The sequence below is a fragment of the Burkholderia sp. BCC1977 genome (assembly GCF_905339595.1).
GTDB lineage: Bacteria > Pseudomonadota > Gammaproteobacteria > Burkholderiales > Burkholderiaceae > Burkholderia.
In genome coordinates this window covers 238135-264461 of the sequence record NZ_CAJPGQ010000001.1, presented here as the reverse complement: position 1 = coordinate 264461, position 26327 = coordinate 238135, and the positions used below count along the sequence as shown (strand labels likewise).

Annotated in this window: 21 protein-coding genes; 15 read left to right on the top strand and 6 right to left on the bottom strand. The window is 68.8% G+C overall.

Going from position 1 to position 26327, the window contains the following annotated elements:
• Positions 1-157 precede the first annotated feature (157 nt).
• From U5771_RS01210 to U5771_RS01195, 4 genes are all read left to right on the top strand, one after another.
• Positions 158-1048, top strand: coding sequence for a phosphoribosylaminoimidazolesuccinocarboxamide synthase (locus tag U5771_RS01210; RefSeq protein WP_322022263.1), 891 nt, complete (start codon positions 158-160; stop codon positions 1046-1048).
• A 17-nt stretch (positions 1049-1065) separates the two neighbouring features.
• Complete coding sequence (purE, locus tag U5771_RS01205) at positions 1066-1587, top strand: 5-(carboxyamino)imidazole ribonucleotide mutase (protein ID WP_322022262.1); 522 nt, start codon at positions 1066-1068, stop codon at positions 1585-1587.
• 88 nt (positions 1588-1675) lie between these two features.
• The gene (locus tag U5771_RS01200) at positions 1676-2872 is read left to right on the top strand and encodes a 5-(carboxyamino)imidazole ribonucleotide synthase (protein ID WP_322022261.1); all 1197 of its coding nucleotides are present in this window, start codon (positions 1676-1678) and stop codon (positions 2870-2872) included.
• 11 nt (positions 2873-2883) lie between these two features.
• Complete coding sequence (locus U5771_RS01195) at positions 2884-3912, top strand: L-threonylcarbamoyladenylate synthase (protein WP_322022260.1); 1029 nt, start codon at positions 2884-2886, stop codon at positions 3910-3912.
• 95 nt (positions 3913-4007) lie between these two features.
• On the opposite strand, the gene U5771_RS01190 is transcribed toward U5771_RS01195, so the two are convergent.
• The 3 genes from U5771_RS01190 to dacB form a co-directional block, all read right to left on the bottom strand.
• Complete coding sequence (locus tag U5771_RS01190; RefSeq protein WP_322022259.1) at positions 4008-5150, bottom strand: SGNH/GDSL hydrolase family protein; 1143 nt, start codon at positions 5148-5150, stop codon at positions 4008-4010.
• Between the two features lie 95 nt (positions 5151-5245).
• A complete protein-coding gene (locus tag U5771_RS01185; RefSeq protein WP_322022258.1) occupies positions 5246-6160 on the bottom strand; it encodes a sterol desaturase family protein in 915 nt (304 codons plus the stop codon).
• A gap of 408 nt (positions 6161-6568) precedes the next feature.
• Complete coding sequence (gene dacB / locus U5771_RS01180) at positions 6569-8104, bottom strand: D-alanyl-D-alanine carboxypeptidase/D-alanyl-D-alanine-endopeptidase (protein WP_322022257.1); 1536 nt, start codon at positions 8102-8104, stop codon at positions 6569-6571.
• Positions 8105-8287: 183 nt separating this feature from the next.
• Here dacB and U5771_RS01175 point away from each other — a divergent pair, with 183 nt between their 5' ends.
• The 6 genes from U5771_RS01175 to U5771_RS01150 all read left to right on the top strand — a co-directional run bounded on the left by U5771_RS01175 (position 8288) and on the right by U5771_RS01150 (position 13666).
• Positions 8288-8950 (top strand): response regulator, encoded by a 663-nt coding sequence (locus U5771_RS01175; RefSeq protein WP_040141750.1) that lies wholly within the window; start codon positions 8288-8290, stop codon positions 8948-8950.
• A gap of 3 nt (positions 8951-8953) precedes the next feature.
• Positions 8954-10300 carry an ATP-binding protein gene (locus U5771_RS01170; RefSeq protein WP_322022256.1) on the top strand — a complete coding sequence of 449 codons (1347 nt, stop codon included), beginning with the start codon at positions 8954-8956 and terminating at the stop codon, positions 10298-10300.
• 112 nt (positions 10301-10412) lie between these two features.
• Positions 10413-11897 (top strand): DegQ family serine endoprotease, encoded by a 1485-nt coding sequence (locus U5771_RS01165; RefSeq protein WP_322022255.1) that lies wholly within the window; start codon positions 10413-10415, stop codon positions 11895-11897.
• A gap of 94 nt (positions 11898-11991) precedes the next feature.
• Positions 11992-12429 carry a carboxypeptidase-like regulatory domain-containing protein gene (locus U5771_RS01160; RefSeq protein WP_322022254.1) on the top strand — a complete coding sequence of 146 codons (438 nt, stop codon included), beginning with the start codon at positions 11992-11994 and terminating at the stop codon, positions 12427-12429.
• A gap of 138 nt (positions 12430-12567) precedes the next feature.
• On the top strand, positions 12568-12927 hold the full coding sequence (locus tag U5771_RS01155; protein WP_322022253.1) for a DUF427 domain-containing protein: 360 nt from the start codon (positions 12568-12570) through the stop codon (positions 12925-12927).
• A gap of 28 nt (positions 12928-12955) precedes the next feature.
• Complete coding sequence (locus U5771_RS01150) at positions 12956-13666, top strand: CoxG family protein (protein ID WP_322022252.1); 711 nt, start codon at positions 12956-12958, stop codon at positions 13664-13666.
• A 54-nt stretch (positions 13667-13720) separates the two neighbouring features.
• Here the strand turns inward: U5771_RS01150 and U5771_RS01145 are convergent, their stop codons facing one another.
• The gene (locus U5771_RS01145) at positions 13721-14722 is read right to left on the bottom strand and encodes a helix-turn-helix domain-containing protein (protein WP_322022251.1); all 1002 of its coding nucleotides are present in this window, start codon (positions 14720-14722) and stop codon (positions 13721-13723) included.
• 152 nt (positions 14723-14874) lie between these two features.
• Between U5771_RS01145 and U5771_RS01140 the strand changes: the two genes are divergently transcribed.
• Entirely contained in the window at positions 14875-15528 is a 654-nt protein-coding gene (locus U5771_RS01140; protein WP_322022250.1) for a cysteine hydrolase family protein, read from the top strand.
• Positions 15529-15650: 122 nt separating this feature from the next.
• Here the strand turns inward: U5771_RS01140 and U5771_RS01135 are convergent, their stop codons facing one another.
• Complete coding sequence (locus tag U5771_RS01135) at positions 15651-16292, bottom strand: TetR family transcriptional regulator (protein WP_057929297.1); 642 nt, start codon at positions 16290-16292, stop codon at positions 15651-15653.
• Positions 16293-16690: 398 nt separating this feature from the next.
• Here U5771_RS01135 and U5771_RS01130 point away from each other — a divergent pair, with 398 nt between their 5' ends.
• Genes U5771_RS01130 through U5771_RS01120 form a run of 3 tightly spaced genes read left to right on the top strand, consistent with a single transcriptional unit; the run spans position 16691 to position 22701 of the window.
• Positions 16691-17962 (top strand): efflux RND transporter periplasmic adaptor subunit, encoded by a 1272-nt coding sequence (locus U5771_RS01130; RefSeq protein ID WP_322022249.1) that lies wholly within the window; start codon positions 16691-16693, stop codon positions 17960-17962.
• Between the two features lie 15 nt (positions 17963-17977).
• A complete protein-coding gene (gene bpeB / locus U5771_RS01125) occupies positions 17978-21178 on the top strand; it encodes an efflux RND transporter permease BpeB (protein WP_322022248.1) in 3201 nt (1066 codons plus the stop codon).
• Positions 21178-22701, top strand: a complete 1524-nt coding sequence (locus tag U5771_RS01120; RefSeq protein WP_322022247.1) for an efflux transporter outer membrane subunit — start codon at positions 21178-21180, stop codon at positions 22699-22701. Before bpeB ends, U5771_RS01120 begins: the two co-directional genes overlap by 1 nt.
• Positions 22702-23024: 323 nt before the next feature.
• Here U5771_RS01120 and U5771_RS01115 read toward each other — a convergent pair whose 3' ends face one another.
• Complete coding sequence (locus U5771_RS01115; protein WP_322022246.1) at positions 23025-24401, bottom strand: nucleobase:cation symporter-2 family protein; 1377 nt, start codon at positions 24399-24401, stop codon at positions 23025-23027.
• A 449-nt stretch (positions 24402-24850) separates the two neighbouring features.
• On the opposite strand from U5771_RS01115, the gene U5771_RS01110 reads away from it, so the two are divergent.
• On the top strand, positions 24851-26314 hold the full coding sequence (locus U5771_RS01110) for a xylulokinase (RefSeq protein ID WP_322022245.1): 1464 nt from the start codon (positions 24851-24853) through the stop codon (positions 26312-26314).
• Positions 26315-26327 lie beyond the last annotated feature (13 nt).

The window sequence follows — 26327 nt, the reverse complement described above, 5'->3', positions numbered from 1 at the left end:
CCCCGGCAGCCGTTCCGTCCGGCCGAACGAGGGCCGGCCGGCAACCGACGGGCGTGATCGCCCGCCGGTTCGCCGACGCATTGCAAGACCGCCGTTCCCGCCTGCCGCGGGGAACGGCGTTTCCCTTTTTGTTTGGCTCCTTATCTGCGAAAAGACGATGTCTACCCTTTACGAATCCACGCTCCGCTCGCTGCCGCTCCTCGGTCGCGGCAAGGTCCGCGACAACTACGCGGTCGGCAACGACAAGCTCCTGATCGTCACGACCGATCGCCTGTCGGCATTCGACGTGATCATGGGCGAGCCGATTCCGAACAAGGGCCGCGTGCTGAACCAGATGGCGAACTTCTGGTTCGACAAGCTCGCGCACATCGTGCCGAACCACCTGACGGGCGACGCGCCGGAAGCGGTCGTCGCGGCCGACGAGGTCGAGCAGGTCAAGGGCCGCGGCGTGGTCGTCAAGCGCCTCGAGCCGATCATGATCGAGGCGGTCGTGCGCGGCTACCTCGCCGGCAGCGGCTGGAAGGAATACCAGGCGTCGGGCGCCGTGTGCGGCGTGCAGCTGCCGGAAGGCCTGCAGAACGCGCAGAAGCTGCCCGAGCCGATCTTCACGCCGGCCGCGAAGGCCGAGCTCGGCGAGCACGACGAGAACATCACGTTCGAGGAAACCGAGCGCCGCATCGGCACCGAGCTGGCCGCGACGATCCGCGACATCTCGATCCGCCTGTACAAGGAAGCGGCCGACTACGCGGCGACGCGCGGCATCATCATCGCCGACACGAAGTTCGAATTCGGCCTCGACAACCACGGCAAGCTGTACCTGATGGACGAAGTGCTGACGGCCGATTCGTCGCGCTTCTGGCCGGCCGACCAGTACCAGGTCGGCACCAACCCGCCGTCGTTCGACAAGCAGTTCGTGCGCGACTGGCTCGAGGCGCAGCCGTGGGGCAAGACCGCGCCGGCACCGGCGCTGCCGGCCGACGTCGTCGAGAAGACGGCCACGAAGTACCAGGAAGCGCTCGAGCGCATCACCGGCCAGCCGCTCGCCTGACGCAAGGAACGCCCGAAATGAGTGAAGTCCAGACTGCCCACACGCACAGCGCGCCGCTCGTCGGCGTGTTGATGGGTTCGAGTTCCGACTGGGACGTGATGAAGAACGCGGTAGCGATCCTGCAGGAATTCGGCGTGCCGTACGAAGCGAAGGTCGTGTCCGCGCACCGGATGCCCGACGAGATGTTCGACTATGCGGAGAAGGCGCGCGAGCGCGGGCTGCGCGCGATCATCGCGGGCGCCGGCGGTGCCGCGCACCTGCCCGGCATGCTGGCCGCGAAGACCACGGTGCCGGTGCTCGGCGTGCCGGTCGCGAGCAAGTACCTGAAGGGTGTCGATTCGCTGCACTCGATCGTGCAGATGCCGAAGGGCGTGCCGGTCGCGACGTTCGCGATCGGCGAGGCCGGCGCCGCGAATGCCGCGCTGTTCGCGGTGTCGATCCTGTCCGTCACGTCGGTCGACTACGCGAACCAGCTCGCCGCGTTCCGCGTGCGCCAGAACGAAGCCGCGCACGCGATGGTGCTGCCGCCGCTCGCATGACGGCGCACCGGCGGCCGCACTGCCATTCCGGCGGCCGCCTGACCCTCCCCACTGCGGCGGGCAGCGCCCGCCGCGACCGACCACTGACATGACCGCAACTCCTGATTCCGTTTCCCCGATCCTGCCCGGCGCGTGGCTGGGCATGGTCGGCGGCGGCCAGCTCGGCCGCATGTTCTGCTTTGCCGCCCAGTCGATGGGCTATCGCGTCGCCGTGCTCGATCCCGATCCGACGAGCCCCGCCGGCACGGTTGCCGATCGCCACCTGCGCGCGGCCTACGACGACGAAGCCGCGCTCGCCGAACTGGCCGGACTGTGCGACGCCGTATCGACGGAATTCGAGAACGTGCCGGCCGCGAGCCTCGATTTTCTTGCGCGCACGACGTTCGTCGCACCGGCCGGCCGCTGCGTCGCGGTCGCGCAGGACCGGATCGCGGAGAAGCGTTTCATCGAGGCCTCCGGCGTGCCGGTCGCACCGCACGTCGTGATCGAATCGGCGGCGGCACTCGCCGCGCTCGACGATGCCGCGCTCGACGCGGTGCTGCCGGGCATCCTGAAGACGGCGCGCCTCGGCTACGACGGCAAGGGCCAGGTGCGCGTGAGCACCGCGCGGGAAGCGCGCGACGCGCACGCGGCGCTCGGCGGCGTGCCGTGCGTGCTGGAGAAGCGCCTGCCGCTGAAGTACGAAGTGTCCGCGCTGATCGCGCGCGGCGCGGACGGCCGCTCGGCCGCGTTCCCGCTTGCGCAGAACGTGCATCACAACGGCATCCTTGCGCTGACCGTCGTGCCGGCGCCGGCCGCCGATGCCGCGCGCGTCGAAGAAGCGCAGCAGGCGGCCGTGCGGATCGCCGATACGCTGGGCTACGTCGGCGTGCTGTGCGTCGAATTCTTCGTGCTGGAAGACGGCTCGTTCGTCGCGAACGAAATGGCGCCGCGCCCGCACAACTCCGGCCACTACACGGTCGATGCGTGCGCCACGAGCCAGTTCGAGCAGCAGGTGCGCGCGATGACGCGCATGCCGCTCGGCAACCCGCGCCAGCATTCGCCGGCCGCGATGCTGAACATCCTCGGCGACGTGTGGTTCCCGAACGGCGCGGCGGCCGATGCCGTCACGCCGCCGTGGGACACGGTCGCCGCGATGCCGGCCGCGCACCTGCACCTGTACGGCAAGGAAGACGCGCGCGTCGGCCGCAAGATGGGCCACGTGAACTTCACGGCCGAGACGCGCGACGACGCCGTTGCGGCCGCGACCGCGTGCGCGCAGCTGCTGCGCGTGCCGCTCGACTGAGGCACCCGCCGATGGCCATCGATCTCCCGAACTCCGTGACGCCCGCGCAGATCGACGCGGCTGCCGCGCTGCTCGACGCGGGGCAACTCGTCGCCTTCCCGACCGAAACCGTGTACGGGCTCGGCGGCGACGCGGCGAATCCCGAGGCCGTCGCGCGCATCTATGCGGCGAAAGGGCGCCCGGCGAACCATCCGGTGATCGTGCATCTGCCGCCCGGCGGCGATCCGGGCTATTGGGCCGACAATCTTCCGGCCGATGCGCAGGCACTGATCGATGCATTCTGGCCGGGTCCGCTGACGCTGATCCTGAAGCGCCATGCGCGCATTCCGGACGCCGTGAGCGGCGGCCAGGATTCGGTCGGCCTGCGCTGTCCGTCGCATCCGGTCGCGCAGGCGCTGCTGGCCGCGTTCAGCGCGCGGCGCGGCGGCCATGGCGGCGTCGCCGCGCCGTCCGCGAACCGCTTCGGCCACGTGAGTCCGACGACCGCCCAGCACGTGCGCGACGAATTCGGCGACACCGTGCACGTGCTCGATGGCGGCGCGTCCGAAGTCGGCATCGAATCGACGATTCTCGACCTGTCGCGCGGTTTCCCGGCGCTGCTGCGCCCGGGCCACGTGACGCCGCAACAGATCGCCGACGTGCTCGGCCGCGCACCGCGCCTGCCCGACGGCAGCGACGCGACCGCGCCGCGCGCGTCCGGCACGCTGAAGGCGCATTACGCGCCGCGCACGCCGCTCGCGCTGCTGCCGTTCGATGCGCTCGAGCCGCTGCTCGCGGCCGCGCAGACCGACGGCGAACGCGTCGCGCTCGTCGCACGCGCGTCGCGCGCGGGACGCTGGGCGCAGGCTGACGGCGTGCATTTCGTCGCGGCGCCGGAAGATCCGCAGGCGTATGCGCGCGACCTGTACGGCATGCTGCGCGCGCTCGACCGTGCGCAGGTCGCACGCATCCTCGTCGAGAAGCTGCCCGAGACCGTCGAATGGATCGCGGTCAACGATCGTCTCGGTCGTGCGGCCGCGGCGTTCGAGGCGCGCGACTGATTCGGCCGTCCGAATCCGCTCGTGAAATGAAAAACGCCCGACCGGCGAAATGAACCGGTCGGGCGTTTCCGTTTGCGCGCGCGGCGCTCGGCCGCTTACTTGCCGACGCCCGAAGCCGCGATCTGCTTCTCCACGAACTGTGCGAACAGCGCGTGCAGGTGCGTCGTCGGGTGGACCGTGTCGGCGAACATGTAGGTCTGGTCCGCGTTCGGGGCCGTGTAGGTCTGCGGCGAGCAGAACAGCGACGAGCCGAAGGCGGTCGCATTCGCGACGCCGTACTGGGTCGCGGCAGCGACCATCGCCTTCAGGTTGCACCCGGTGTCGGTGTTCGACACGCTGAAGCCGTTCGCCTGGTAGTTGGCCGCGATGCCGTCCTGCCACGTGAACGTGTCGAGCAGCGCGACCTTCGTCGTGTCGACCTTCAGCGCGGCCAGCGTGCCGGCGAGCGTCTTGTTGAACAGCCCCGACAGTTGCGTGAACGCGGCCTGCGTCTGCGCGCCGCCCTGCAGCGCGAGCGGCGTGCCGCCGATGTCCGGCACGTTCGACACGTACACGTGCGCCGCGCCCGCCGCGACGATCTGCTGGACGATCCCGCCGAGCTGCTGCGCTGCCAGGCCGATCGCCTGCGCCGCCGCGAGTTGCGCGGCCGGCGTGTTGCCTTGCGCCTGCGCGACCTGCGCCTGGTAGAAGATGTCGTTCGCGCCGCCGTTGACCAGCACGATCTGGCCGGCGTTGAAGCTGCCGTGCTGCGTCAGGTACTGCTTGACCTGATCGGCGATCGGCGTCGTGGTCGCCTGCGCGTAGTCGGCGTTCGGCACGCTCGCGTCCGCGTGGCCGATGCCCGGCTGCAGCGTCACGCGCGAGCCGCCCTGTGCGTAGCCGAGGCCGCCCGTGGCCTGCAGCGGAATGCCGAAGCCGCCCTGGTTCGCGGGCTGCAGCGTGTCGCCGTAGTACTGCGCGACGTCCTGCGTCCACACCTGGCCGGGGTTGGTCGTGAAGCGGCCGCCGCCGAAGCCGAGCTTGATCTGCGAGTAGGTACCGGCATCCGACAGGCTGTCGCCGAACGACACGATCTGCATCTTCACGCCGGACGGCGGCGTGCTCGACGCGCTGTTGTTGTTGTCGTCACCGCCGCCGCACGCGGCGAGCAAGGCGAGCGCGGCGCCCGCGATCGCGACCTGCGCGGTGCGCAGCAGGCGTTGACGGTTGCGCGACGGGGTGTGTTGTCGTGATTGCATCGATGGATCTCCTCGTAGATATGGCCCGATGTGTTGTGCATCTGCCGCGCGTCTCCTCCGGTACTGGCTGCGCGGCGGCCGTTGGCTGAAGCGGTTTATTGGTCGCGCACGGCCGCAAGCGGCGTGGTGCGCGGATCATGATTTGCGGCCTCGGCGGTCTGTGCATGATAAGCGCTCGCCCATTCGGGCGGGCCGAAAATCGCGCGCAGCTTGTTGCGCCATCCGTGGACGCGCAACGCGTCGGCCGCCATCGACACCCACTCGTGAAACGTCGCGACGAGCGGGTTGTTCGAGCCCAGCGGCTCGACGATTCCGTATTGCGGCGGATCGTCGGGCGACTCCTCGACGTAGCTGCCGAACAGGCGGTCCCAGATCACGAGCACGCCTGCGTAATTGCGGTCGATGTAGCGCGGGTTGCGTGCGTGGTGCGCGCGATGGATCGACGGCGTGTTGAGCACGTATTCGAGCCAGCCGAGCTTGCCGATCGCCTGCGTGTGCACGAAGAACTGGAACGCGAGGTTGATCAGCACGACGCCGACGATCTGCTGCGGCGCAAAGCCGAGGAACGCGAGCGGCAGCCAGAACGCCCACATGCCCGCGACGGGATACATCAGGCTCTGCCGGAACGCGGTCGAGAAATTCATCCGCTCGGACGAGTGATGCACGACGTGCGCGGCCCACAGCCAGCGCACGCGATGGCTCGCGCGGTGGAACACGTAGTAGAGGAAGTCCTGGCCGACGAACAGCACGGCGAACGACAGCCAGCCGTCGTGCCACGTGAACAGCCGGAAATGTGCGTAGCAGTACGCATAAACGGGGATCACGAACAGCCACGCGAGCTTGTCGGCACCCTGGTGCATCAGCGCGAGCGCCGCATTGCACAGCGTGTCGCGCCACGCATAGACGTGGTCCTGCGCGCGCGTGCGGGCGAGGCGCCAGGCCTCCCACGCGATGCAGAGCAGGAAGACGGGCGCCAGCGCGAGCAGAAGCAATTCGACGTCGAATCGCATGGACGTGTCTCCTCCTTTCCCCTGCAAGCCGTGAGGCCGGGCGTATGGCCCGTTGTAGATATCGGTCAGGCCAACAGCCTACGCAATCGCCACGCGCTAGGCGAGGGGGCAGCGTAGAGGGTTCCCTCTGAGCGCTCCAAACCTGTCGCGTCGCGCCAGGCCGCCCGAGGGGGCAAGAAAACGTGCGGCGGCCGGGCGTTTTCCTGATGACACGGATTCTACGGAAGCCATGCGGAACGGGGCCGCACGGTGCGGCCCCGTTTTATGGGCAGAACTGGCGGGCGGTGCGCGGCGCGCCGGCGGCCGAGGCCGTTTCAAACCGCGCGGGGCGAAATCCCGGGGGCGGGGCGCCCTGGTGGGTGGCGCCGCTCCACGATCGACTCAAGCAGGCGCCGCGTCGCGGGGGCGTCAGTGCGCGCCCGCGTAGATCCACTCGAGCAGCGTGTCGTGCGCGGCGCGCGCGCCTTCCGCGTGGTCGTCGTTGATGAAACTGACGACGATGTAGCTCTGGCCGTCGGCGCCCGCGACGTAGCCCGCGATCGCGCGCACGTCGCGCAGCGTGCCGGTCTTGATGTGCGCGTTGCCGAGCACGCCGGCGTTGGTCAGGCGGTTCTTCATCGTGCCGTCGATACCGGCGATCGGCAGCGAATCGATGAATGCCTGCGCGACCGGGCTCGCGTTCGCGGCCTGCAGCAGCGCGGCGAGCGACTGCGCGCTCACGTGCTCGTCGCGCGACAGGCCCGAGCCGTTCTCGAGGTCGAGGTCGGGCATCGCGATGCCGCTCTTCTGCAGGAACGCGTGAATCGCGCGGCTCGACTGCTCGGGTGTCGCGGGCGGCTTGCCGGCGACCGCGCCGATCGTCAGGAACAGGTTGCGCGCCATCACGTTGTTGCTGAACTTGTTGATGTCGTAGACGATGCTGCCGAGCACGGGGCTGTGATGGACCGCGAGCGGCCGCGCGGTGGTCGGCACCTTGCCTTCGCTGACCGGTCCCGCGATCGTGCCGCCGTCCTGCTGCCACAGCGCGAGGAAACCGCGTGCGAAGAACGTCGTGTGATCGAGGATCGCGAGGTTTGTGGTGTGCGCGCCGCAGCGCAGCGGGTAGTCGCCGGCGAACGACGCGGTCATGATCCCGCCGCCGCCGGCCGACAGCGTCGGACGCGCGGCCGCGGCAGCCGCGCCGCACGACCCGGTGCCTTCGAACAGCTGGTTGTCGATCGACAGGTTCGCGAGCGGCGGCAGCACGTCGACGGCGACCTTGCCGTCATCGCCCGGCGTCACCGTGAACGACACGGCCTTGAATGCGTACAGCAGCGGATCGGGGCCGACGTTGTACGGCGCGCTCACGTCGTCGTCGAACGACGGCAGGTCGCGCGTCGACGCGGCGAAATAGCTCTTGTCGAGCACGAGGCCGCCGGCCACGCGCTTCACGCCCGCCTTGCGGATCTTGTCGACGAGGTCGATCAGTTCCTCCGGTACGAGCTTCGGATCGCCGGTGCCCTTGATGTAGAGGTTGCCCTGCAGCGTGCCGTCCGGATCGACCGGGCCGTCCCCATACGCGGTGGTGCGCCAGCGGAAGTCGGGGCCGAGGATCGACAGGCCCGAGAACGTCGTGACGAGCTTCATCGTCGACGCCGGCATCATCGGCCGGCTCGCGTTCCACGCAATCAGCGGCTCGGGATCGCCGACGCGCTCGACGACCACGCTCATCGCCGATGCCGGCACCTTCGCGCGCTGCAGCGCGACGAGCACGGACGCCGGCAGGCCGGCCGCACGCGCGGCGGGCGACACCACGGCGGTCTTGCGCGCTTCCTTGTGGGACTTCTTGCGGGCCTGCGCGGACGGTGCGAACGCCAGGGCCGTGCAGGTGGCGACGACGGCGGCCGCACGCAGGAAGGGGCGGGCGCGGGGGGCGAACCGGGCGGAAAGTTCGGAAATCGGCATGGGCGAATACGGGAAAGGCACGGGGCTCGGGCAGGGCGCGCGCGGCGCCGGAGCGCACATTGTAGAGAGAAGTGCGGACGCGCCCCTTGCAATCCGCCTTTCTGTTGCATTGCAGGGGGCGCACGCGATTCGCGGCGCTACAATGGTCGCCATGTTTTACTCGTCCGATGGGTTCCAGTTCCAATGCGGATTCTGCTTGTTGAAGACGATCGAATGATTGCCGAGGGCGTACGCAAGGCGTTGCGCGCCGACGGCTTCGCGGTCGACTGGGTGCAGGACGGCGACGCCGCGCTCACGGCGCTCGGCGGCGAGACGTACGACCTGCTGCTGCTCGACCTCGGCCTGCCGAAGCGCGACGGCATCGACGTGCTGCGCACGCTGCGCGCGCGCGGGCTGTCGCTGCCGGTGCTGATCGTCACCGCGCGCGATGCGGTGGCCGATCGCGTGAAGGGGCTCGACGCGGGCGCCGACGACTACCTCGTCAAGCCGTTCGACCTCGACGAACTGGGTGCGCGGATGCGCGCGCTGATCCGCCGCCAGGCGGGGCGCAGCGAGTCGCTGATCCGCCACGGCGCGCTGACGCTCGATCCCGCGTCGCATCAGGTGACGCTCGACGGCGCGCCGGTCGCGCTGTCCGCGCGCGAGTTCGCGCTGCTCGAGGCGCTGCTCGCGCGGCCCGGCGCGGTGCTGTCGAAGAGCCAGCTCGAGGAGAAGATGTACGGCTGGGGCGAGGAGATCGGCAGCAACACGGTCGAGGTCTACATCCACGCGCTGCGCAAGAAGCTCGGTTCGGACCTGATCCGCAACGTGCGCGGGCTCGGCTACATGGTCGTCAAGGAAAGCTGACGCGTGAGGTCGATTCGTCATCAACTACTGATCTGGCTGCTCGCGATCGTCGTCGCGGGCGTGGGCATCGCGGGCTGGCTGATCTACCGGCAGGCGCTCGCCGAAGCGAACGAGCTGTTCGACTACCAGCTGCAGGAGATCGCCGCGGCGCTGCCGTCCGAGCCGTTCTCGCAGGTGTTCGGTTCGCGCACCAACGGCGACGAAGGCATCGTGATCCAGATCTGGAACCGCAACGGCGTGCTGATGTACTTCTCGCATCCGCGCGCGCCGATCGCGCCGCGCGCGGAACTCGGCTTCTCGACCGAGCGCACCGATCGCGGCGAATGGCGCGTGTACGGCGCGATCGTCGGCGACAACGTCGTGCAGCTCGCGCAGCCGCTGTCGGTGCGCAACCGGCTCGCGGCGAACGTCGCGCTGCGCACGCTGTGGCCGCTGATCGTGCTGCTGCCGTTCCTCGGTGCAGCGGTCTGGATGATCGTCGGGCAAGGGCTCGCGCCGCTCGGCCGCCTCACGCGCGCGGTCGAGGCGCGCCGGCCCGAAGCGCTCGATCCGTTGCCCGATGGGCGCCTGCCGCTCGAGGTGCAGCCGCTCGTGCGCGCGCTGAACGGGCTGCTCGCGCGGCTGTCGGCGGCGCTCGACACGCAGAAGGCCTTCGTCGCCGATGCCGCGCACGAGCTGCGCACGCCGCTCGCGGCCGTGCAGATCCAGGCGCAGCTCGTCGCGCGCGCGAAGGACGACACGTCGCGCCGCGAGGCGGTCGCCGATCTGCAGGACGGCGTCACGCGCGCGACGCGCCTCGCCGAGCAGTTGCTCGCGCTCGCGCGTGCCGAACCGGACGGCGCGACGATGCGCGAGCCGGTCGACCTGCACGCGCTGCTCGTCGAATGCGTGGCCGCGCATGCACCGCTCGCGCAACGGCACAGCATCGATCTCGGCTTCGAGGAGACCCGCGCGGCGACCGTCGTCGCGGACGTCGGCGCGCTGCGGGTGATGTTCGGCAACCTGCTCGACAACGCGGTGAAGTACACGCCGGACGGCGGCCGCATCGACGTGTCGCTGACGCGCGACGCGGCCGGCCGCACGTGCGTGCAGATCGGCGACAGCGGGCCGGGCATCCCGGCCGACGAGCGCGAACGCGTGTTCGACCGCTTCTATCGCGACAGCTCCGCGCGGGCGCGCGCCGACGTGTCGGGCAGCGGGCTCGGGCTCGCGATCGTCAAGCGCGTGGCGACGCAGCAGGGCGCGACGGTGACGCTCGGCGACGCGGCCGCGGGCGGCCTGCTCGTGAGCGTCGTGTTCCGCGACGCCGAGATGCCGGCGCGGGCCCCGCAGGCGTCCGAATCCGTATGACGAACCGGCGCCGCGCGGGCGCCGGTGGCGGCCTAAGCCCCGTTTGAGGTCGATTAAGCCTCCTTTAAGTCAGGGTCGTTACGCTGCGTCCTAACAACGAGGAGGTCCTACGATGAACACCCGATTCCTTGCGCGCGGCGCCGTCGCGGTCGCCGTTGCGGCCGCCCTGTCCGCCGGCTATGTCGCAGGCACCCGCCGCGCCGATCCGCAGATCATCACGCCCGCGCAGGCCGCCGCGCTGATGCCGGCCGAAGCCGCGGCAAAGACCGGCATTCCCGATTTCTCCGGGCTGGTCGAAACCTACGGCCCGGCGGTCGTGAACATCAGCGCGAAGCACGTCGTGAAGCAGGTGTCGCGGCGCGTGCCGCAGCCGCAGCTGCCGATGGATCCGAGCGATCCGTTCTACCAGTTCTTCAAGCACTTCTACGGCCAGGTGCCGGGCATGGGCGGCGACACGCAGCCGGACGACCAGCCGAGCGCGAGCCTCGGTTCGGGATTCATCGTCAGCGCGGACGGGTACATCCTCACCAACGCGCACGTGATCGACGGCGCGAACGTCGTCACGGTGAAGCTGACCGACAAGCGCGAGTACAAGGCGAAGGTCGTCGGCGCCGACAAGCAGTCCGACGTCGCGGTGCTGAAGATCGACGCGAGCGGCCTGCCGACCGTGAAGATCGGCGACCCGGGCCAGAGCAAGGTCGGCCAGTGGGTCGTCGCGATCGGTTCGCCGTACGGCTTCGACAACACGGTCACGTCCGGCATCATCAGCGCGAAATCGCGCGCGCTGCCCGACGAGAACTACACGCCGTTCATCCAGACCGACGTGCCGGTGAACCCCGGCAACTCGGGCGGCCCGCTGTTCAACCTGCAGGGCGAGGTGATCGGCATCAACTCGATGATCTACTCGCAGACGGGCGGCTTCCAGGGCCTGTCGTTCGCGATTCCGATCAACGAGGCGATCAAGGTCAAGGACGAGCTCGTGAAGACGGGCCACGTGAGCCGCGGCCGCCTCGGCGTCGCCGTGCAGGGGCTGAACCAGACGCTCGCGAGCTCGTTCGGGCTGCAGAAGCCGGACGGCGCGCTCGTCAGCTCGGTCGACCCGAACGGCCCGGCCGCGCAGGCCGGCCTGCAGCCGGGCGACGTGATCCTCGCGGTCAACGGTTCGCCGGTGGCCGACTCCACGTCGCTGCCCGCGCAGATCGCGAACCTGAAGCCGGGCTCCAAGGCCGACCTGCAGGTGTGGCGCGACAAGTCGAAGAAGTCGATCAGCGTGACGCTCGGCGCGATGACCGACGCGAAGCTGGCCTCGAACGACGGCGGCCCCGTCGAGCAGGGGCGCCTCGGCGTCGCGGTGCGTCCGCTCACGCCGCAGGAGCGCAGCGCCGCCAGCCTGTCGCACGGGCTGATCGTGCAGCAGGCCGGCGGCCCGGCAGCCAGTGCGGGCATCCAGCCCGGCGACGTGATCCTTGCGGTCAACGGCCGCCCGGTCACGAGTCCCGAGCAGTTGCGCGATGCGGTCAAGGGAGCGGGCAACAGTCTTGCTCTCCTGATCCAGCGCGACAACGCACAGATCTTCGTGCCGGTCGACCTGAGCTGACCGGCGGCCGTTGCGGGCCGGCCCGGCCGGCCCCGGCGGGCGCCGCCGGCGTTCGGCCTCGTGGTGCAGTGTTCCGACCCGAAAGGAGAGAGCCATGCAATATCTACGCAACGTGTCCCGATTTGCCGTCGCCGCGGCGCTGGCCGCCGGCCTCGCCGCCGCCGCGCCCGGCGCGTACGCGCAATCGGACGGCTTGCCCGCGGCGAGCCAGCAGGGCGATGTCAGCTACGTGTCAGGCGGCATCGGCAAGGATCAATCGACGGCATTCGAGAGCAACGAGGCGGCGTGGCCGCTGGCGCTGCGCTTCACCGGCAAGGGCGGCGAATACCTGGCCGACGTCCATGTGCGGATCGTCGACGGCAAGGGCACCGAGCTGCTGAAGACGGACGCGCGCGGGCCCTACATGCTCGTGAAGCTGCCGCCGGGGCGCTACACGGTCCATGCGTCGTACCAGGGCAGCGACGAATCGCGCGCGGTCACGGTCGGTGCGAAGGGCGGCACGAAGGCCGCGTTCCAGTGGAGTGCGCAGTAGCGCATCGCGCGCGGGCCCGGCCGGGCCGCGCAATCGGACCCAGTTTCGCCCATAATGAGAGCCACGGCGCCTGTGCCGTGGCTTTTTCGTTTCCTGCCCCCGGCTTGCCCGCCGGGGCCGCCGCCCGGAGGAGAAACGATGTCCGATGCCCCCGACCCTCGCCTCGAAATCGTGCCGAACCGCCATCGTGTGCGCGTGATTCATCGCGGCATCACGTATGCCGATTCGCACGGCGCGCTGACCGTGCGTGAAATGGGCCTGCCGGATATCCATTACCTGCCGCGCGGCGACGTCAACATGCACCGGCTCGTGAAGTCGAGCGTCACGACGGCCTGTCCGCTGAGGGGCCAGGCCGTGTATTTCGACCTGCAGACCGAAGACGGCGTGATCGAGAACGCCGCATGGAGTTACGAGGAACCGGGGGCGACCGCGTCCGCGCTTGCGCACTATGTCGCCTTCGACGTCGCACGGGTCGACAGTCTCGTCGAGACGTCCTGATGCGGCGCGTGTTCATCGGGGAGACATCATGGAACTGAACGACACGTTACGCGTACCGCTCGCGCCGGCTGTCGTGCGGGCGGCGCTCGAGGATCTCGCGTTGCTGCGGGCGAGCTTCGACCATTGCGAATCCTTCGTGAAGCTCGCGCACGGCGAGTTCGCGCTGACCATCACGGTGCCGCTCGGCCCGCTGCGTGCGCGCTACGACGTGCGTGCGCATTCGGCGAGCGAGCAGGGCGACGCGGAAGGACAGCCGCGCCGCGTGCTCAACTTCAAGGCGCGGGCCGACGGCCTCGGCGCGCTGCGCGGGCAGGTCGAGCTCGTGCTGCGGCCGGACGACGATGACGCGGCTGCGACGTGCATCGAATACGTGGTGTGGACGACGGCGAGCGGGCCGCTCGCCGAGCTGCCGGCGCGGCAGATCGAGAATGCGCTGCACGAGTGGACCGACGATTTCTTCCGCGAATTCTGCGCGGTCGTGCAGGCGAAGCACGGTCTCGTGCCGAACCGCGCGCGCTCGATCCCGCAGCGTCGCCAGCATGTGTTCCTGCGGCCCGCGTCGCTGATGGCCGCCGCGAAGCGTCCGCTGCCGCCGCACCTCGGCGGCGCGCTGAGCGGCCGCGCCGCGAGCGCCGTGCATCATCGCGAATCCGGTCCGCTGCCCGTCTGGGTGTGGGCGGCGATCGTCGTGTTCGTCGCGCTGCTGCTGTACGCGGCGCGCTGGATCAACGGCGCCTGAGCGACCGGGCGCGCCACCGCGTTGCCCGGCCGACCGCCGGCGGCGCGGCGGCCCCTAGCGCCGCGCGTCGGGCCCGGCGCCGCGAAATTCCCTCCGATAGGCCGACGGCGACGTGCCGAGCGCGCCCGCGAAATGCTGGCGCAGCGACACACTCGAGCCGTAGCCGGCCGCCTGCGCGATCGCGTCGATCGATTGTCCGGTGGTTTCCAGCAGATGCTGCGCGCGCGTGAGCCGTTCGGCCTGCAGCCATGCGGTGACGGTCGTGCCCGTCGCCTGGCGGAAGTGGCGCGTGAACGTGCGCCGGCTCATCAGCACGCGTTCGGCGAGCGAATCCACGCTGTGCGCGATGTCGAGATGCGCGCGCACCCAGTCGAGCAGGCCCGCGAGCCGCGCGTCGCGCGGATGCGCGGCGACCGGCTGCGGCACGTATTGCGCCTGCCCGCCCTGGCGATGCGGCGGGATCACGAGACGGCGCGCGATCCGGTTCGCGGCGTCCGAGCCGAAGCGCCGCCGCACGACGTGCAGGCAGCAGTCGAGCCCCGCGGCCGTGCCGGCCGACGTCATCAGGTTGCCGTCGTCGACGTACAGCACGTCGGGGTCGAGCTTCACGCGCGGAAAGCGCTGCGCGAAGTCGTCGGCCCACGCCCAGTGCGTCGTGGCCGGGCGTCCGTCGAGCAGCCCGGCCGCGGCGAGCACGTACGCGCCGAGGCACAGGCCGACCACCTGCGCGCCGCGCGCGGCGGCCGCGCGTACCGCATCGACCATAACGTCCGGCGGCGCTTCGTCGGGATCGCGCCAGGCCGGCACGATGACGATGTCCGCGTCGTCGAGCGCGTCGAGCCCGTGCGGCGCGGTGATCGTGAAGCCGCCCGTCGTCGACAGCGGGCCGCGCTCGGCCGAGCACACGCGGAACTCGAACGCGGGCATCGCGGCCGCGTCGCGCTCCTTGCCGAACACGACCGACGGCACCGACAGGTGGAACGGGCTGATGCCGTCGTACGCGATCACGGCGACGACGGTCGGGGCAGGGGTAACGGACGACGCAGCGGCGCGCATGACGGGCTCCGGAATGGTGATGGCCCGATTCTATCGAAGAATGGCTATCGGGCCACTGTCCGCCTGCCCGATGCGATCCGACAATGCATCGCATCGCGCTGCCGACCGCCCCGTTCCGGAGCGGGGCGGCGCGACTGAACCCGGAGCCTGCCATGTCGAACGCCGCATCGTCTTCCGCTTCCCGCCGTGCCCTGATCGTGATCGATGTCCAGAACGAATACGTGACGGGCAACCTGCCGATCGAATATCCGCCCGTCGACGCATCGCTGGCGAACATCGGCCGCGCGATCGACGCCGCGCACGCGGCCGGCGTGCCCGTGATCGTCGTCCAGCACGTCGCGCCGGCGGGCGCGCCGATCTTCGCGCCGGGCACGGACGGCGTCGCGCTGCATCCGGTCGTCGCCGACCGGCCGTACGCGCACCTGATCGTGAAGGCGCAGGCCAGTGCGTTCGCCGGTACCGATCTCGCCGCATGGCTCGACGCGCACGGCATCGACACGCTCGCGGTCGCCGGCTACATGACGCACAACTGCAATGCGTCGACGGTTTATCACGCGGCGCACGCGGGGCTTGCCGTCGAGTACCTGGCGGACGCGACCGGCGCGTTGGCGTACGAGAACGAAGCGGGCGCGGCGAGTGCCGAAGAGATTCACCGCGCGTACACGGTGGTGTTCCAGTCGAATTTCGCGGCGGTGATGTCGACCGACGCATGGATCGCGGGACTCGGCGGCGCGGCGATGCCGACGCGCGATTCGGTGGCCGCATCGAACCGGCGGGCCCGCGCGCAGCGCGCGAAGGCGGCCTGAGCGGATCGGGGAGAGCCGGGGGAGAGCAGGAGGCGGGCGGGCTGCCGCCCGCGCGTGGCCGGATCGGCCAGACGGTCGCGATGACACGGCGCACGGCGGCGCGCCGTCGGAGGCGCTGCCGGTCAGTCGCCCGTCTTCAGCATCGCCGGGCTGTAGCGCATCATGTCGAAGCAGCCGTCGACGAGCTGTTCCGCGTGCTGCTCGGCGTCGATCTCGTCGGGCAGCATCAGCATGTCGCGCACGAAGCCGCTGACGAGCGTGTGCAGCATCAGCGTCGCGCGCCACGTGTCGAGCCGCTCGGGCAGCAGCTTGAGGCGCACGGCGCCCGCGAGATCGGCATCGATCGCGTGCAGCGCCTCGCTCATTCCGGCGCGGTTGCGCTGCAGCAGCGGCTCCATGTCCGCGACGTACTCGCACTTCATGAACAGGATGCTGAACACGCGCCGCAACTGCGAGTCGCGCTGCACGCCGAGCAGGCACCAGATCAGGATCTTGCGGATCTTCTCGAGCGGATTGCCGCCGGGCGCGTCGAGCGGCATCCGCTTGAGTTCGTCGATCGGCAGGAACACGCGGTCGAACATCGCGTCGAACAGCTCGCTCTTGTTCGCGAAATGCCAATAGATCGCGCCGCGCGTCACGCCGGCGTGCTGGGCGATGTCCGCGAGCGACGTGTGCGACACGCCCTTCTCGAAGAACACGTGTTCGGCGGCGTCGAGAATGCGGTTGCGCGTCTCGAGCGCCTCCTCCTTGGTGCGTCTGACCATGTGCAGGCCTGAATGGATCGATCGTAGGTGAATATAGGGTCTGTAACCCTCGTCGCCGCCATGCGGAGCAGCTATGCTTGCGACTGGTAATAATTCGTAAGACTTGGCGATTGGCGACGGGCGAGCGGGCTTTTTACATACATTCGTGAATGTATATACAATACCACCCTACGATCGAATGACCCAAGTGGCAATCAGTTAATATCCCACTCTGCTGATTCCCGCCAAAGTACCAGTCCGCAGTTCGCGGCATCTCGTCGGCATGGAGGTCTCGTGCCGACTTGCTGTATCCAGTAGTCCAGTAATTCAGGTGTTCGATCGGCGCCGCGAGGCGCATCCGTGTGACGCTCCGTTCGGGCGCCGCACTCATTCCATTGGTTATACACAGAGGTCGCTCCATGCGCGTCGAACGGGTTCCATACCGCTTACTCACTGTCGCGACGGCCGCCGTTTTCCTGGCCGCGTGCGGGAAAAAAGAATCGGCACCGCCGCCGCAAACGCCGGAAGTCGGCGTCGTCACCGTCCAGCCGCAATCCGTCACGGTCTTCACCGAACTGCCGGGCCGCACCAGCGCGTTCCTCGTCGCGCAGGTCCGCGCACGGGTCGACGGCATCGTGCTGCGCCGTGAATTCACCGAAGGCACCGACGTCAAGGCCGGCCAGCGCCTCTACAAGATCGACCCGGCGCCGTACGTCGCCGCCCTGAACAGCGCGAAGGCGACGCTCGCGAAGGCGCAGGCGAACCTCGTCACGCAGAACGCGCTGGTCGCGCGCTACAAGGTGCTGGTGGCCGCGAACGCGGTCAGCAAGCAGGACTACGACAACGCGGTGGCCACGCAAGGCCAGGCCGCGGCGGACGTCGCCGCCGGCAAGGCCGCGGTCGATACCGCGCAGATCAACCTCGGCTATACGGACGTCGTGTCGCCGATCACCGGCCGCGTCGGCATTTCGCAAGTGACGCCGGGCGCCTACGTGCAGGCGAGCCAGGCGACGCTGATGTCGACGGTGCAGCAGCTCGATCCGGTCTATGTCGACCTGACGCAGTCGAGCCTCGACGGGCTGAAGCTGCGCCAGGACGTGCAGAGCGGCCGCCTGAAGACGAGCGGCCCGGGCGCGGCGAAGGTGTCGCTGATCCTGGAAGACGGCAAGACCTATTCCGAGGCCGGCAAGCTGCAGTTCTCTGACGTGACGGTCGACCAGACGACGGGCTCGGTGACGATCCGCGCGGTGTTCCCGAACGCGGGCCGCGTGCTGCTGCCGGGGATGTTCGTGCGCGCACGGATCGAGGAAGGCGTGAACGAGAACGCGTTCCTGGTGCCGCAGATCGGCGTCACGCATGACCAGAAGGGCCAGGCGGTCGCGATGGTCGTGAACGCGAGCAACAAGGTCGAGCCGCGTCCGCTGAAGACGACCGGCATGCAGGGTCAGAACTGGATCGTCGAAGGTGGTCTGGCGGCGGGCGACCGCGTGATCGTGCAGGGCGTCGACAAGGTGCGTCCGGGCGCGACCGTGAAGTCGGTCGCGGCGCAACTGCCGGCCGCCGATGCCGCATCGGGTGCAGCCGCATCCGCCGCGCCGGCCGCCGCCGGTTCGGGCGCCGCAGCCGCTTCGGGTGCCGCCGCATCGGGTGCAGCGCCGGCGAGCGCCGCCGCTGCGTCGAGCGCGCAATAACAGGGAGCCTGTTTCATGGCAAAGTTTTTTATCGATCGCCCGATCTTCGCGTGGGTGATCGCCATCATCCTGATGCTGGCCGGGGTTGCGGCGATCTTCACGCTACCGATCGCGCAGTATCCGACGATCGCGCCGCCATCGATCCAGATCACCGCGAACTACCCGGGCGCTTCCGCGAAGACGGTGGAAGACACGGTGACGCAGGTGATCGAGCAGCAGATGAGCGGTCTCGACAACTTCCTGTACATGTCGTCGACGAGTGACGACTCGGGCAACGCAACGATCACGCTGACGTTCGCGCCGGGCACCAACGCCGACATCGCGCAGGTCCAGGTGCAGAACAAGCTGTCGCTCGCGACGCCGGTTCTGCCGCAGGTCGTGCAGCAGCTCGGTCTGTCGGTGACGAAGTCGAGCAGCAGCTTCCTGCTGGTGCTCGCCTTCAACTCCGAAGACGGCAGCATGAACAAGTACGACCTCGCGAACTTCGTGGCGTCGCACGTGAAGGATCCGATCAGCCGGTTGAACGGCGTCGGTACCGTCACGCTGTTCGGCTCGCAGTACGCGATGCGGATCTGGCTCGACCCGAACCGCCTGACGAACTACGGCCTCACGCCGGTCGACGTGACGAGCGCGATCACCGCGCAGAACGTGCAGATCGCGGGCGGCCAGATCGGCGGCACGCCGGCCAAGCCGGGCACCGTGCTGCAGGCGACGATCACCGAATCGACGCTGCTGCAGACGCCCGAGCAGTTCGGCAACATCCTGCTGAAGGTCAACCAGGACGGCTCGCAGGTTCGCCTGAAGGACGTCGCGCAGATCGGCCTCGGCGGCGAAAACTACAACTTCGACACGAAGTACAACGGTCAGCCGACCGCGGCACTCGGTATCCAGCTCGCGACCAACGCGAACGCGCTCGCGACCGCGAAGGCCGTGCGCGCGAAGATCGACGAGCTCGCACCGTTCTTCCCGCACGGCCTCGTCGTGAAGTATCCGTACGACACGACGCCGTTCGTGAAGCTGTCGATCGAGGAAGTGGTCAAGACGCTGCTCGAAGGTATCGTGCTGGTGTTCCTCGTGATGTATCTGTTCCTGCAGAACCTGCGGGCGACGATCATCCCGACGATCGCGGTGCCGGTGGTGCTGCTCGGCACGTTCGCGATCATGTCGCTGGTGGGCTTCTCGATCAACACGCTGTCGATGTTCGGCCTCGTGCTCGCAATCGGCCTGCTGGTGGACGATGCGATCGTGGTGGTGGAGAACGTCGAGCGCGTGATGGCGGAAGAGGGGCTGTCACCGAAGGAGGCGACCCGCAAGGCGATGGGCCAGATCACCGGCGCACTCGTCGGCGTGGCGCTCGTGCTGTCGGCGGTGTTCGTGCCGGTCGCGTTCTCCGGCGGGTCGGTCGGCGCGATCTATCGTCAGTTCTCGCTGACGATCGTGTCGGCGATGGTGCTGTCGGTGCTGGTCGCGTTGATTCTGACGCCGGCACTGTGCGCGACGATCCTCAAGCCGATCCCGCAAGGGCATCACGAAGAGAAGAAGGGCTTCTTCGGCTGGTTCAACCGCACGTTCAACAACAGCCGCGACAAGTACCACGTCGGCGTGCACCACGTGATCAAGCGCTCGGGCCGCTGGCTCATCATCTATCTGGTCGTGATCGTCGCGGTCGGGCTGCTGTTCGTGCGCCTGCCGAAGTCGTTCCTGCCCGATGAAGACCAGGGCCTGATGTTCGTGATCGTGCAGACGCCGTCGGGTTCGACGCAGGAAACGACCGCGAAGACGCTCGCGAACATTTCCGACTACCTGCTGAAGGACGAGAAGGAAATCGTCGAATCGGCGTTCACGGTCAACGGCTTCAGCTTCGCGGGCCGCGGCCAGAACTCCGGTCTGGTGTTCGTGCGCCTGAAGGACTACTCGCAGCGCCAGCACGCGAACCAGAAGGTCCAGGCGCTGATCGGCCGGATGTTCGGGCGCTATTCGGGCTACAAGGACGCGATCGTGATCCCGTTCAACCCGCCGTCGATTCCGGAACTCGGCACCGCCGCCGGCTTCGACTTCGAGCTGACGGACAACGCCGGTCTCGGTCACGATGCGCTGATGGCCGCGCGTAACCAGCTGCTCGGGATGGCCTCGAAGGATCCGACGCTGCAGGGCGTGCGCCCGAACGGGCTGAACGATACGCCGCAGTACAAGGTCGACATCGATCGCGAGAAGGCGAATGCGCTCGGCGTGACGGCGGATGCGATCGACCAGACGTTCTCGATCGCGTGGGCGTCGAAGTACGTGAACAACTTCCTCGACACCGACGGCCGGATCAAGAAGGTGTACGTGCAGTCGGACGCGCCGTTCCGGATGACGCCGGAAGACATGAACATCTGGTACGTGCGCAACGGTTCGGGCGGGATGGTGCCGTTCAGCGCGTTCTCGAACGGTCACTGGACGTACGGTTCGCCGAAGCTCGAGCGTTACAACGGCGTGTCGGCGATGGAAATCCAGGGTCAGGCCGCACCGGGCAAGTCGACCGGTCAGGCAATGACCGCGATGGAAGGGCTCGCGAAGAAGCTGCCGGTCGGTATCGGCTATTCGTGGACCGGCCTGTCGTTCCAGGAAATCCAGTCCGGTTCGCAGGCGCCGATCCTGTACGCGATCTCGATCCTCGTCGTGTTCCTGTGTCTCGCGGCACTGTATGAAAGCTGGTCGATCCCGTTCTCGGTGATCATGGTGGTGCCGCTCGGCGTGGTCGGCGCACTGCTCGCGGCGACGATGCGCGGCCTCGAGAACGACGTGTTCTTCCAGGTCGGCCTGTTGACCACGGTGGGCTTGTCCGCGAAGAACGCGATCCTGATCGTCGAGTTCGCGCGCGAACTGCAGATGACGGAGAAGATGGGGCCGATCGAGGCCGCGCTGGAAGCAGCGCGCCTGCGGCTGCGTCCGATCCTGATGACGTCGCTCGCGTTCATTCTCGGCGTGATGCCGCTCGCGATCAGCAACGGCGCGGGTTCGGCCAGCCAGCACGCGATCGGTACCGGCGTGATCGGCGGGATGATCACGGCGACGTTCCTCGCGATCTTCATGATCCCGATGTTCTTCGTGAAGATCCGCGCGATCTTCAGCGGCGAGAAGGAAGACGTCGATCAGGCGCTGCGTCTTGCGCAGGATCACATGCACGAGGCGGAGAAGGGCGGCCACGGCGACGACGAGAAGAAGGGACAGTGATGATGCAAAAACACGCTTTGACTGCAATCGCGGTCGCGCTCTTTGCCACGGGCTGCACGATGGCGCCGCATTACACGCGGCCCGACGCGCCCGTCGCACAGGCGTACCCGGCCGGCGGCGTCTATGCGACGCAGCCGGGCGCTGCCGGCGCGCGCAGCGCGAACGGCCAGGCGGCGACCGCCATCGGCTGGCGCGAATTCTTCGTCGATCCGCGCCTGCAGCGGCTGATCGAGATCGCGCTGAAGAACAACCGCGACCTGCGCGTGTCGGTGCTGAACATCGAGGCCGCGCGCGCGCAGTACCAGATCACGCGTGCGGGCCTGTTCCCGACGCTCGACGGTACCGGCACGGGCACCATCCAGCGCGTACCGCGGGGCCTGTCGACGACCGGCGCGCCGTACATCTCGCGCGCCTACAACGTCGGGCTGTCGGCATCGTGGGAGCTCGACCTGTTCGGTCGCGTGCAGAGCCTGAAGGACCAGGCGCTCGCGCAGTACCTGTCGACGTCGTATGCGCGGCAAGCGTCGGAAATCTCGCTGGTGTCGCAGGTGGCGGATCAGTACCTGACGCTGCTGTCGACCGACGACCTGTTGCAGGTCACGGAAAACACGCTGAAGACGGCACAGGCATCGTACGACCTGACGAAGCTGCAGTTCGACAACGGCACGGGCTCCGAGCTCGAGCTGCGTCAGGCGCAGACGGTCGTCGAGACGGCGCTCGCGAACCAGCAGGCGCAGGCGCGTGCGCGTGCGCAGGCATTGAACGCGCTGGTGCTGCTGATCGGCGAGCCGCTGCCGGACGATCTGCCGGCGGGCATGCCGCTCGACGCGCAGAACCTGCTGACGGATGTGCCGGCCGGTCTGCCGTCCGACCTGCTGACGCGTCGTCCGGACGTGATGCAGGCCGAGCAGACGCTCTTGGCGGCGAACGCGAACATCGGCGCGGCACGCGCGGCGTTCTTCCCGCGCATCTCGCTGACGGGCGCGTTCGGCACCGGCAGCCCGACGCTCGGCGGCCTGTTCAAGGCCGGCACGGCGGCGTGGTCGTTCGCGCCGCAGATCACGATGCCGATCTTCGAAGGCGGGCAGAACATCGCGAACCTGAACCTCGCGAACGTGCAGAAGCGCATCGAGATCGCCAACTACGAGAAGGCGATCCAGTCGGCGTTCCGCGAAGTGTCCGACGGGCTGGCCGCACGCGGCACCTACGACCAGCAGATCGCCGCGCTCGAGCGCAACGAGCACGCGCAGCAGCGCCGCTTCGATCTGTCGGACCTGCGCTACAAGAACGGTGTCGACAGCTACCTGTCGGTGCTGACCGCGCAGACCGACCTGTACTCCGCGCAGACGTCGCTGATCAGCGCGCGTCTGGCACGCTGGACGAACCTGGTCACGCTGTACCGCGCACTGGGCGGCGGCTGGATCCAGCGCGCGGGCGAGACGCCGCGCGCGCCGGACGAGACGGTCGACTACGACAAGGCGGCCGCACCGGCGCCTGCGTCGGCAGCGGCGACGAACGGGTAAGCACGACGGCGGGCAGGGGCGGGCAACCGCTCCGGTTCGCTGAAGTCCGGCCCCGGGATGCGAGAACGCCACGGACGAAAGTCCGTGGCGTTTCCTTTTGTGCGGTCGGTTATCGCGTGCGTGGTTGGGGGCGCCGCGGTATTCGGCTGGTTCGCGCCGACTGCGGTTCATCGGTTCGGATGCGTCGATTGGCTGAACGGATCGACCGCGCTTGATGCGACACCGGTTGGATATCGGGTCGTCAAAGCAAAACGCCACGGCAAGCCGTGGCGTTTTTCCGTTACCGTATCGCGCCGTGCTCCGGCGCGTCCGGGGCGGACCGATCAGTGATGCACGTCGGCCGGGCGTCCGTCGAAGTCGTGTCCTGCGCGGCGGATGTCGCAACGCGCGTCCTTCTCGCCCTTCACGCCGTTGAACACGATGTTCAGGATCACGGCGGTCGCCGACGCGAGCAGGATGCCGCTGTGCAGGATCGGTGCGAGCGCGGGCGGCAGCTTCGAGAAGAAGTGCGGCGACACGACCGGCACGAGGCCCATCCCGACGCTCACCGCGACGATGAACAGGTTGTGCGAGTTGTTCACGAAGTCGACCTTCGACAGCACCTTGATGCCGTTCGCGGCCACCATCCCGAACATCACGATGCCCGCGCCGCCGAGCACGAACGGCGGCACCGACGCGACGACCTGCGCCATCTTCGGGAACAGGCCGAGCATCACCAGGATCACGCCGCCCGTCGCGCAGACGAACCGGCTCTTCACGCCCGTCACGCCGATCAGGCCGACGTTCTGCGAGAACGACGTATGCGGGAACGAGTTGAAGATGCCGCCGATCAGCGTGCCGAGGCCGTCGACGCGCAGGCCGCGCACGAGGCGCTCCTGGTTGACCGGACGATCGACCATGTCGCCGACCGCGAGGAACATGCCGGTCGATTCGATGAACGTGACGAACATCACCGTGACCATCGTCGCGATCGACAGCGGGTCGAAGTGCGGCAGGCCGAAGTGGAACGGCATCACGAAGCCGACCCACGGTGCGAGCGCGACGCCGTCGGTATTCACGCGGCCGATCGCGAACGCGATCACGAAGCCGGCGACGATGCCGAGCAGCACCGAGATGTTCGCGAGGAAGCCGCGGCCGAACTTGTTGATCAGCAGGATCAGCGTGAGCACGAGCAGCGACAGGCCGAGGTAGACGGGGCTGCCGTATTCGGGGTTGCCGACGCCGCCGGCCGCCCAGTTGATCCCGACTTCCATCAGCGACAGTCCGATCACCGCGATCACGGTGCCGACCACGACCGGCGGGAAGAACCGCAACAGCTTGCCGATCATTGGCGCGAGCACGATGCCGATGATGCCGGCCGCGATCGTCGAACCGAAGATGTCGAGAATGCCGAGGCCGGGGTTGGTGCCGATCGCGATCATCGGGCCGACTGCCGCGAACGTGCAGCCCATGATGACGGGCAGGCGGATCCCGAAGATCCACAGGCCGAGCGTCTGGATCAGCGTGGCGATGCCGCACGAAAACAGATCGGCGCTGATCAGGAACGCGATCTGGTCTTTCGGCAGCTTCAGCGCGCCGCCGACGATAAGCGGCACGGCGACAGCGCCGGCGTACATGACGAGGACGTGCTGGAGACCAAGCGTTACAAGCTTGCCGGTCGGCAGCACCTCATCGCACGGATGGACCGTGTTCGATTGCATCTGTCTCACTCCATGATCTTGTTTTCGGGGTGATACGAAGTTATGCGGAATGCAACATCGCAACAAGAGCGCTGGGTTCTATTCCGTTCTTTGCTGGTTCGATATGCCATTGCGGCATGAAACAGGGTGTCGATCATCGGGAAACTGCCGCTGGAGTGAGGTTTCCCGGTTTTATAGCCGTCCAAAATAGCGCGGGCCCCCGTGTCAAATATCGGCCGCTTTATGGTGTGTATCGCGACCTCGGCATAGTGGCAAAAACGACCGGCGAAAAATCGTGCCGGGTTAACCCGCGAGCGGCTGTTTTGGCGGGCAAGGTGCAGCCCGGCGGAACCAGTCGTGCACGGCCGTGCTTTCGCGTCGCAGCGCTGCCACGAGCGCCGCGAAAATCGGGCTGCCTGTCGCGATCCCGCTATCATTGATATCCGTTCACTCGACTACGCCATCCCGTTATGCGCCTGCTCGGAATCGACCTCGGCACCGGCTCCGTCAAACTCGTCACGCTCGATGCCGATGGCGTCGAGCGCGCGGTGGCGAGCGAACCCTATGCGTTGTCGTCGCCGCAGCCCGGCTGGGCGGAAATCGCGCCGGACGTGTGGTGGCAGGCGCTCGTGCGCGCCGCCGCGCGGCTGCCGGCCGGCGAGCGCGCGCAGGTCGCGGCGATCGGCTTCTCCGGCCAGATGCATGGCGTCGTGCTGATCGACGCGGCCGGGCAGCCGGTGCGGCCCGCGCTGTTGTGGCCCGATACGCGCGCGGTGCGCGAAGCGGACGCGGCCGATTGGCCGGGCGCCGGTTTGCCCGTCGCGCCGAATCCCGTCGCGCCCGGCATGGCGGGCCCGCTGTTGCGCTGGCTGGCCGCACACGAACCGCACGCGTTGCGGGCCGCCCGCCGGGCCGTGCAGCCGAAGGACTGGCTGCGCGTCGCGCTGGGCGGCGAGGTCGCGGCCGATCCGAGCGACGCGTGCGCGACGGCGCTCGCGACGCCGGACGGCGCATGGGATACGGCACTGATCGAGTCGTTGGGCCTGCCGGTCGACCGGTTCGCGCCGGTGCGGGCGTCGGGCGCGCGCTGCGGCGTGCTCGCGGCGAAGGCCGCGGCGGCACTCGGGCTGCCGGCCGGCGTGCCGCTGGCGACCGGGGCGGCCGATACCGCGTGCGCGGCGCTCGGCAGCGGGCTCGTCGCGGCCGGCGACGCGCTGCTGACCACCGGCAGCGGCGGCCAGATCGTCGTGCTCGCGGATGTGTTGCCGCCCGCCCGGCGCGGGCTGCATCGCTATCGCACGGCGGCCGGCGGCGGCTATTACACGATGGCCGCGATGCAGAACGTCGGGCTCGCGCTCGAAGCCGTGCGCGGCTGGCTCGGCTATCCGGGCTGGGCGGATGCGTACGACGACGCGTTCGCGCAGCCGGCGTCGGAGCGGCTTTGCTTTCTGCCGTACCTGACGGGCGAGCGTTCGCCGTGGATGAATCCCGATGCGCGCGGCGGCTGGCTCGGTCTCGGGCTCGGCGACACGCGCGGCGCGATGATGCGCGCCGCATTCGAAGGCGTCGCGTTCGCGTTGCGCGCGGGGCTCGATGCGATCCGCGATGCAATCCGCGATGCGAACGGGGCCGATCCGGTGACGACGCTGCGCCTCGCCGGCGGCGGCTCGGTCGATCCGCGCTGGCGCCAGTTGCTCGCGGATGCACTCGGCGCGTCGCTGGACGCGGTCGATTGCCCGAACGCCGCGACGCGCGGTGCCGCGCTGCTCGCGGGCGTCGCGATCGGGCACTGGCGCGACGACGCGCTGCGCACGCTGGCGCCGGCTGCGTCGCCGGTCGCCGCACCGCGCGACGAGCGCGCGCTGGCCGCCCGCCATGCGCGTTTCATCGATCTGTATGCGCGAACGGATGCGTGGTTCACGCGCGGCGTTTAAACTCGGGCACTTG

Coding starts and splice junctions, on each gene's coding strand:
- U5771_RS01210 (WP_322022263.1), top strand. CDS start 158: ATGTCTACCCTTTACGAATCCACGCTCCGCTCGCTGCCGCTCCTCGGT.
- purE (WP_322022262.1), top strand. CDS start 1,066: ATGAGTGAAGTCCAGACTGCCCACACGCACAGCGCGCCGCTCGTCGGC.
- U5771_RS01200 (WP_322022261.1), top strand. CDS start 1,676: ATGACCGCAACTCCTGATTCCGTTTCCCCGATCCTGCCCGGCGCGTGG.
- U5771_RS01195 (WP_322022260.1), top strand. CDS start 2,884: ATGGCCATCGATCTCCCGAACTCCGTGACGCCCGCGCAGATCGACGCG.
- U5771_RS01190 (WP_322022259.1), bottom strand. CDS start 5,150: ATGCAATCACGACAACACACCCCGTCGCGCAACCGTCAACGCCTGCTG.
- U5771_RS01185 (WP_322022258.1), bottom strand. CDS start 6,160: ATGCGATTCGACGTCGAATTGCTTCTGCTCGCGCTGGCGCCCGTCTTC.
- dacB (WP_322022257.1), bottom strand. CDS start 8,104: ATGCCGATTTCCGAACTTTCCGCCCGGTTCGCCCCCCGCGCCCGCCCC.
- U5771_RS01175 (WP_040141750.1), top strand. CDS start 8,288: ATGCGGATTCTGCTTGTTGAAGACGATCGAATGATTGCCGAGGGCGTA.
- U5771_RS01165 (WP_322022255.1), top strand. CDS start 10,413: ATGAACACCCGATTCCTTGCGCGCGGCGCCGTCGCGGTCGCCGTTGCG.
- U5771_RS01160 (WP_322022254.1), top strand. CDS start 11,992: ATGCAATATCTACGCAACGTGTCCCGATTTGCCGTCGCCGCGGCGCTG.
- U5771_RS01155 (WP_322022253.1), top strand. CDS start 12,568: ATGTCCGATGCCCCCGACCCTCGCCTCGAAATCGTGCCGAACCGCCAT.
- U5771_RS01150 (WP_322022252.1), top strand. CDS start 12,956: ATGGAACTGAACGACACGTTACGCGTACCGCTCGCGCCGGCTGTCGTG.
- U5771_RS01145 (WP_322022251.1), bottom strand. CDS start 14,722: ATGCGCGCCGCTGCGTCGTCCGTTACCCCTGCCCCGACCGTCGTCGCC.
- U5771_RS01140 (WP_322022250.1), top strand. CDS start 14,875: ATGTCGAACGCCGCATCGTCTTCCGCTTCCCGCCGTGCCCTGATCGTG.
- U5771_RS01135 (WP_057929297.1), bottom strand. CDS start 16,292: ATGGTCAGACGCACCAAGGAGGAGGCGCTCGAGACGCGCAACCGCATT.
- U5771_RS01130 (WP_322022249.1), top strand. CDS start 16,691: ATGCGCGTCGAACGGGTTCCATACCGCTTACTCACTGTCGCGACGGCC.
- bpeB (WP_322022248.1), top strand. CDS start 17,978: ATGGCAAAGTTTTTTATCGATCGCCCGATCTTCGCGTGGGTGATCGCC.
- U5771_RS01120 (WP_322022247.1), top strand. CDS start 21,178: ATGATGCAAAAACACGCTTTGACTGCAATCGCGGTCGCGCTCTTTGCC.
- U5771_RS01115 (WP_322022246.1), bottom strand. CDS start 24,401: ATGCAATCGAACACGGTCCATCCGTGCGATGAGGTGCTGCCGACCGGC.
- U5771_RS01110 (WP_322022245.1), top strand. CDS start 24,851: ATGCGCCTGCTCGGAATCGACCTCGGCACCGGCTCCGTCAAACTCGTC.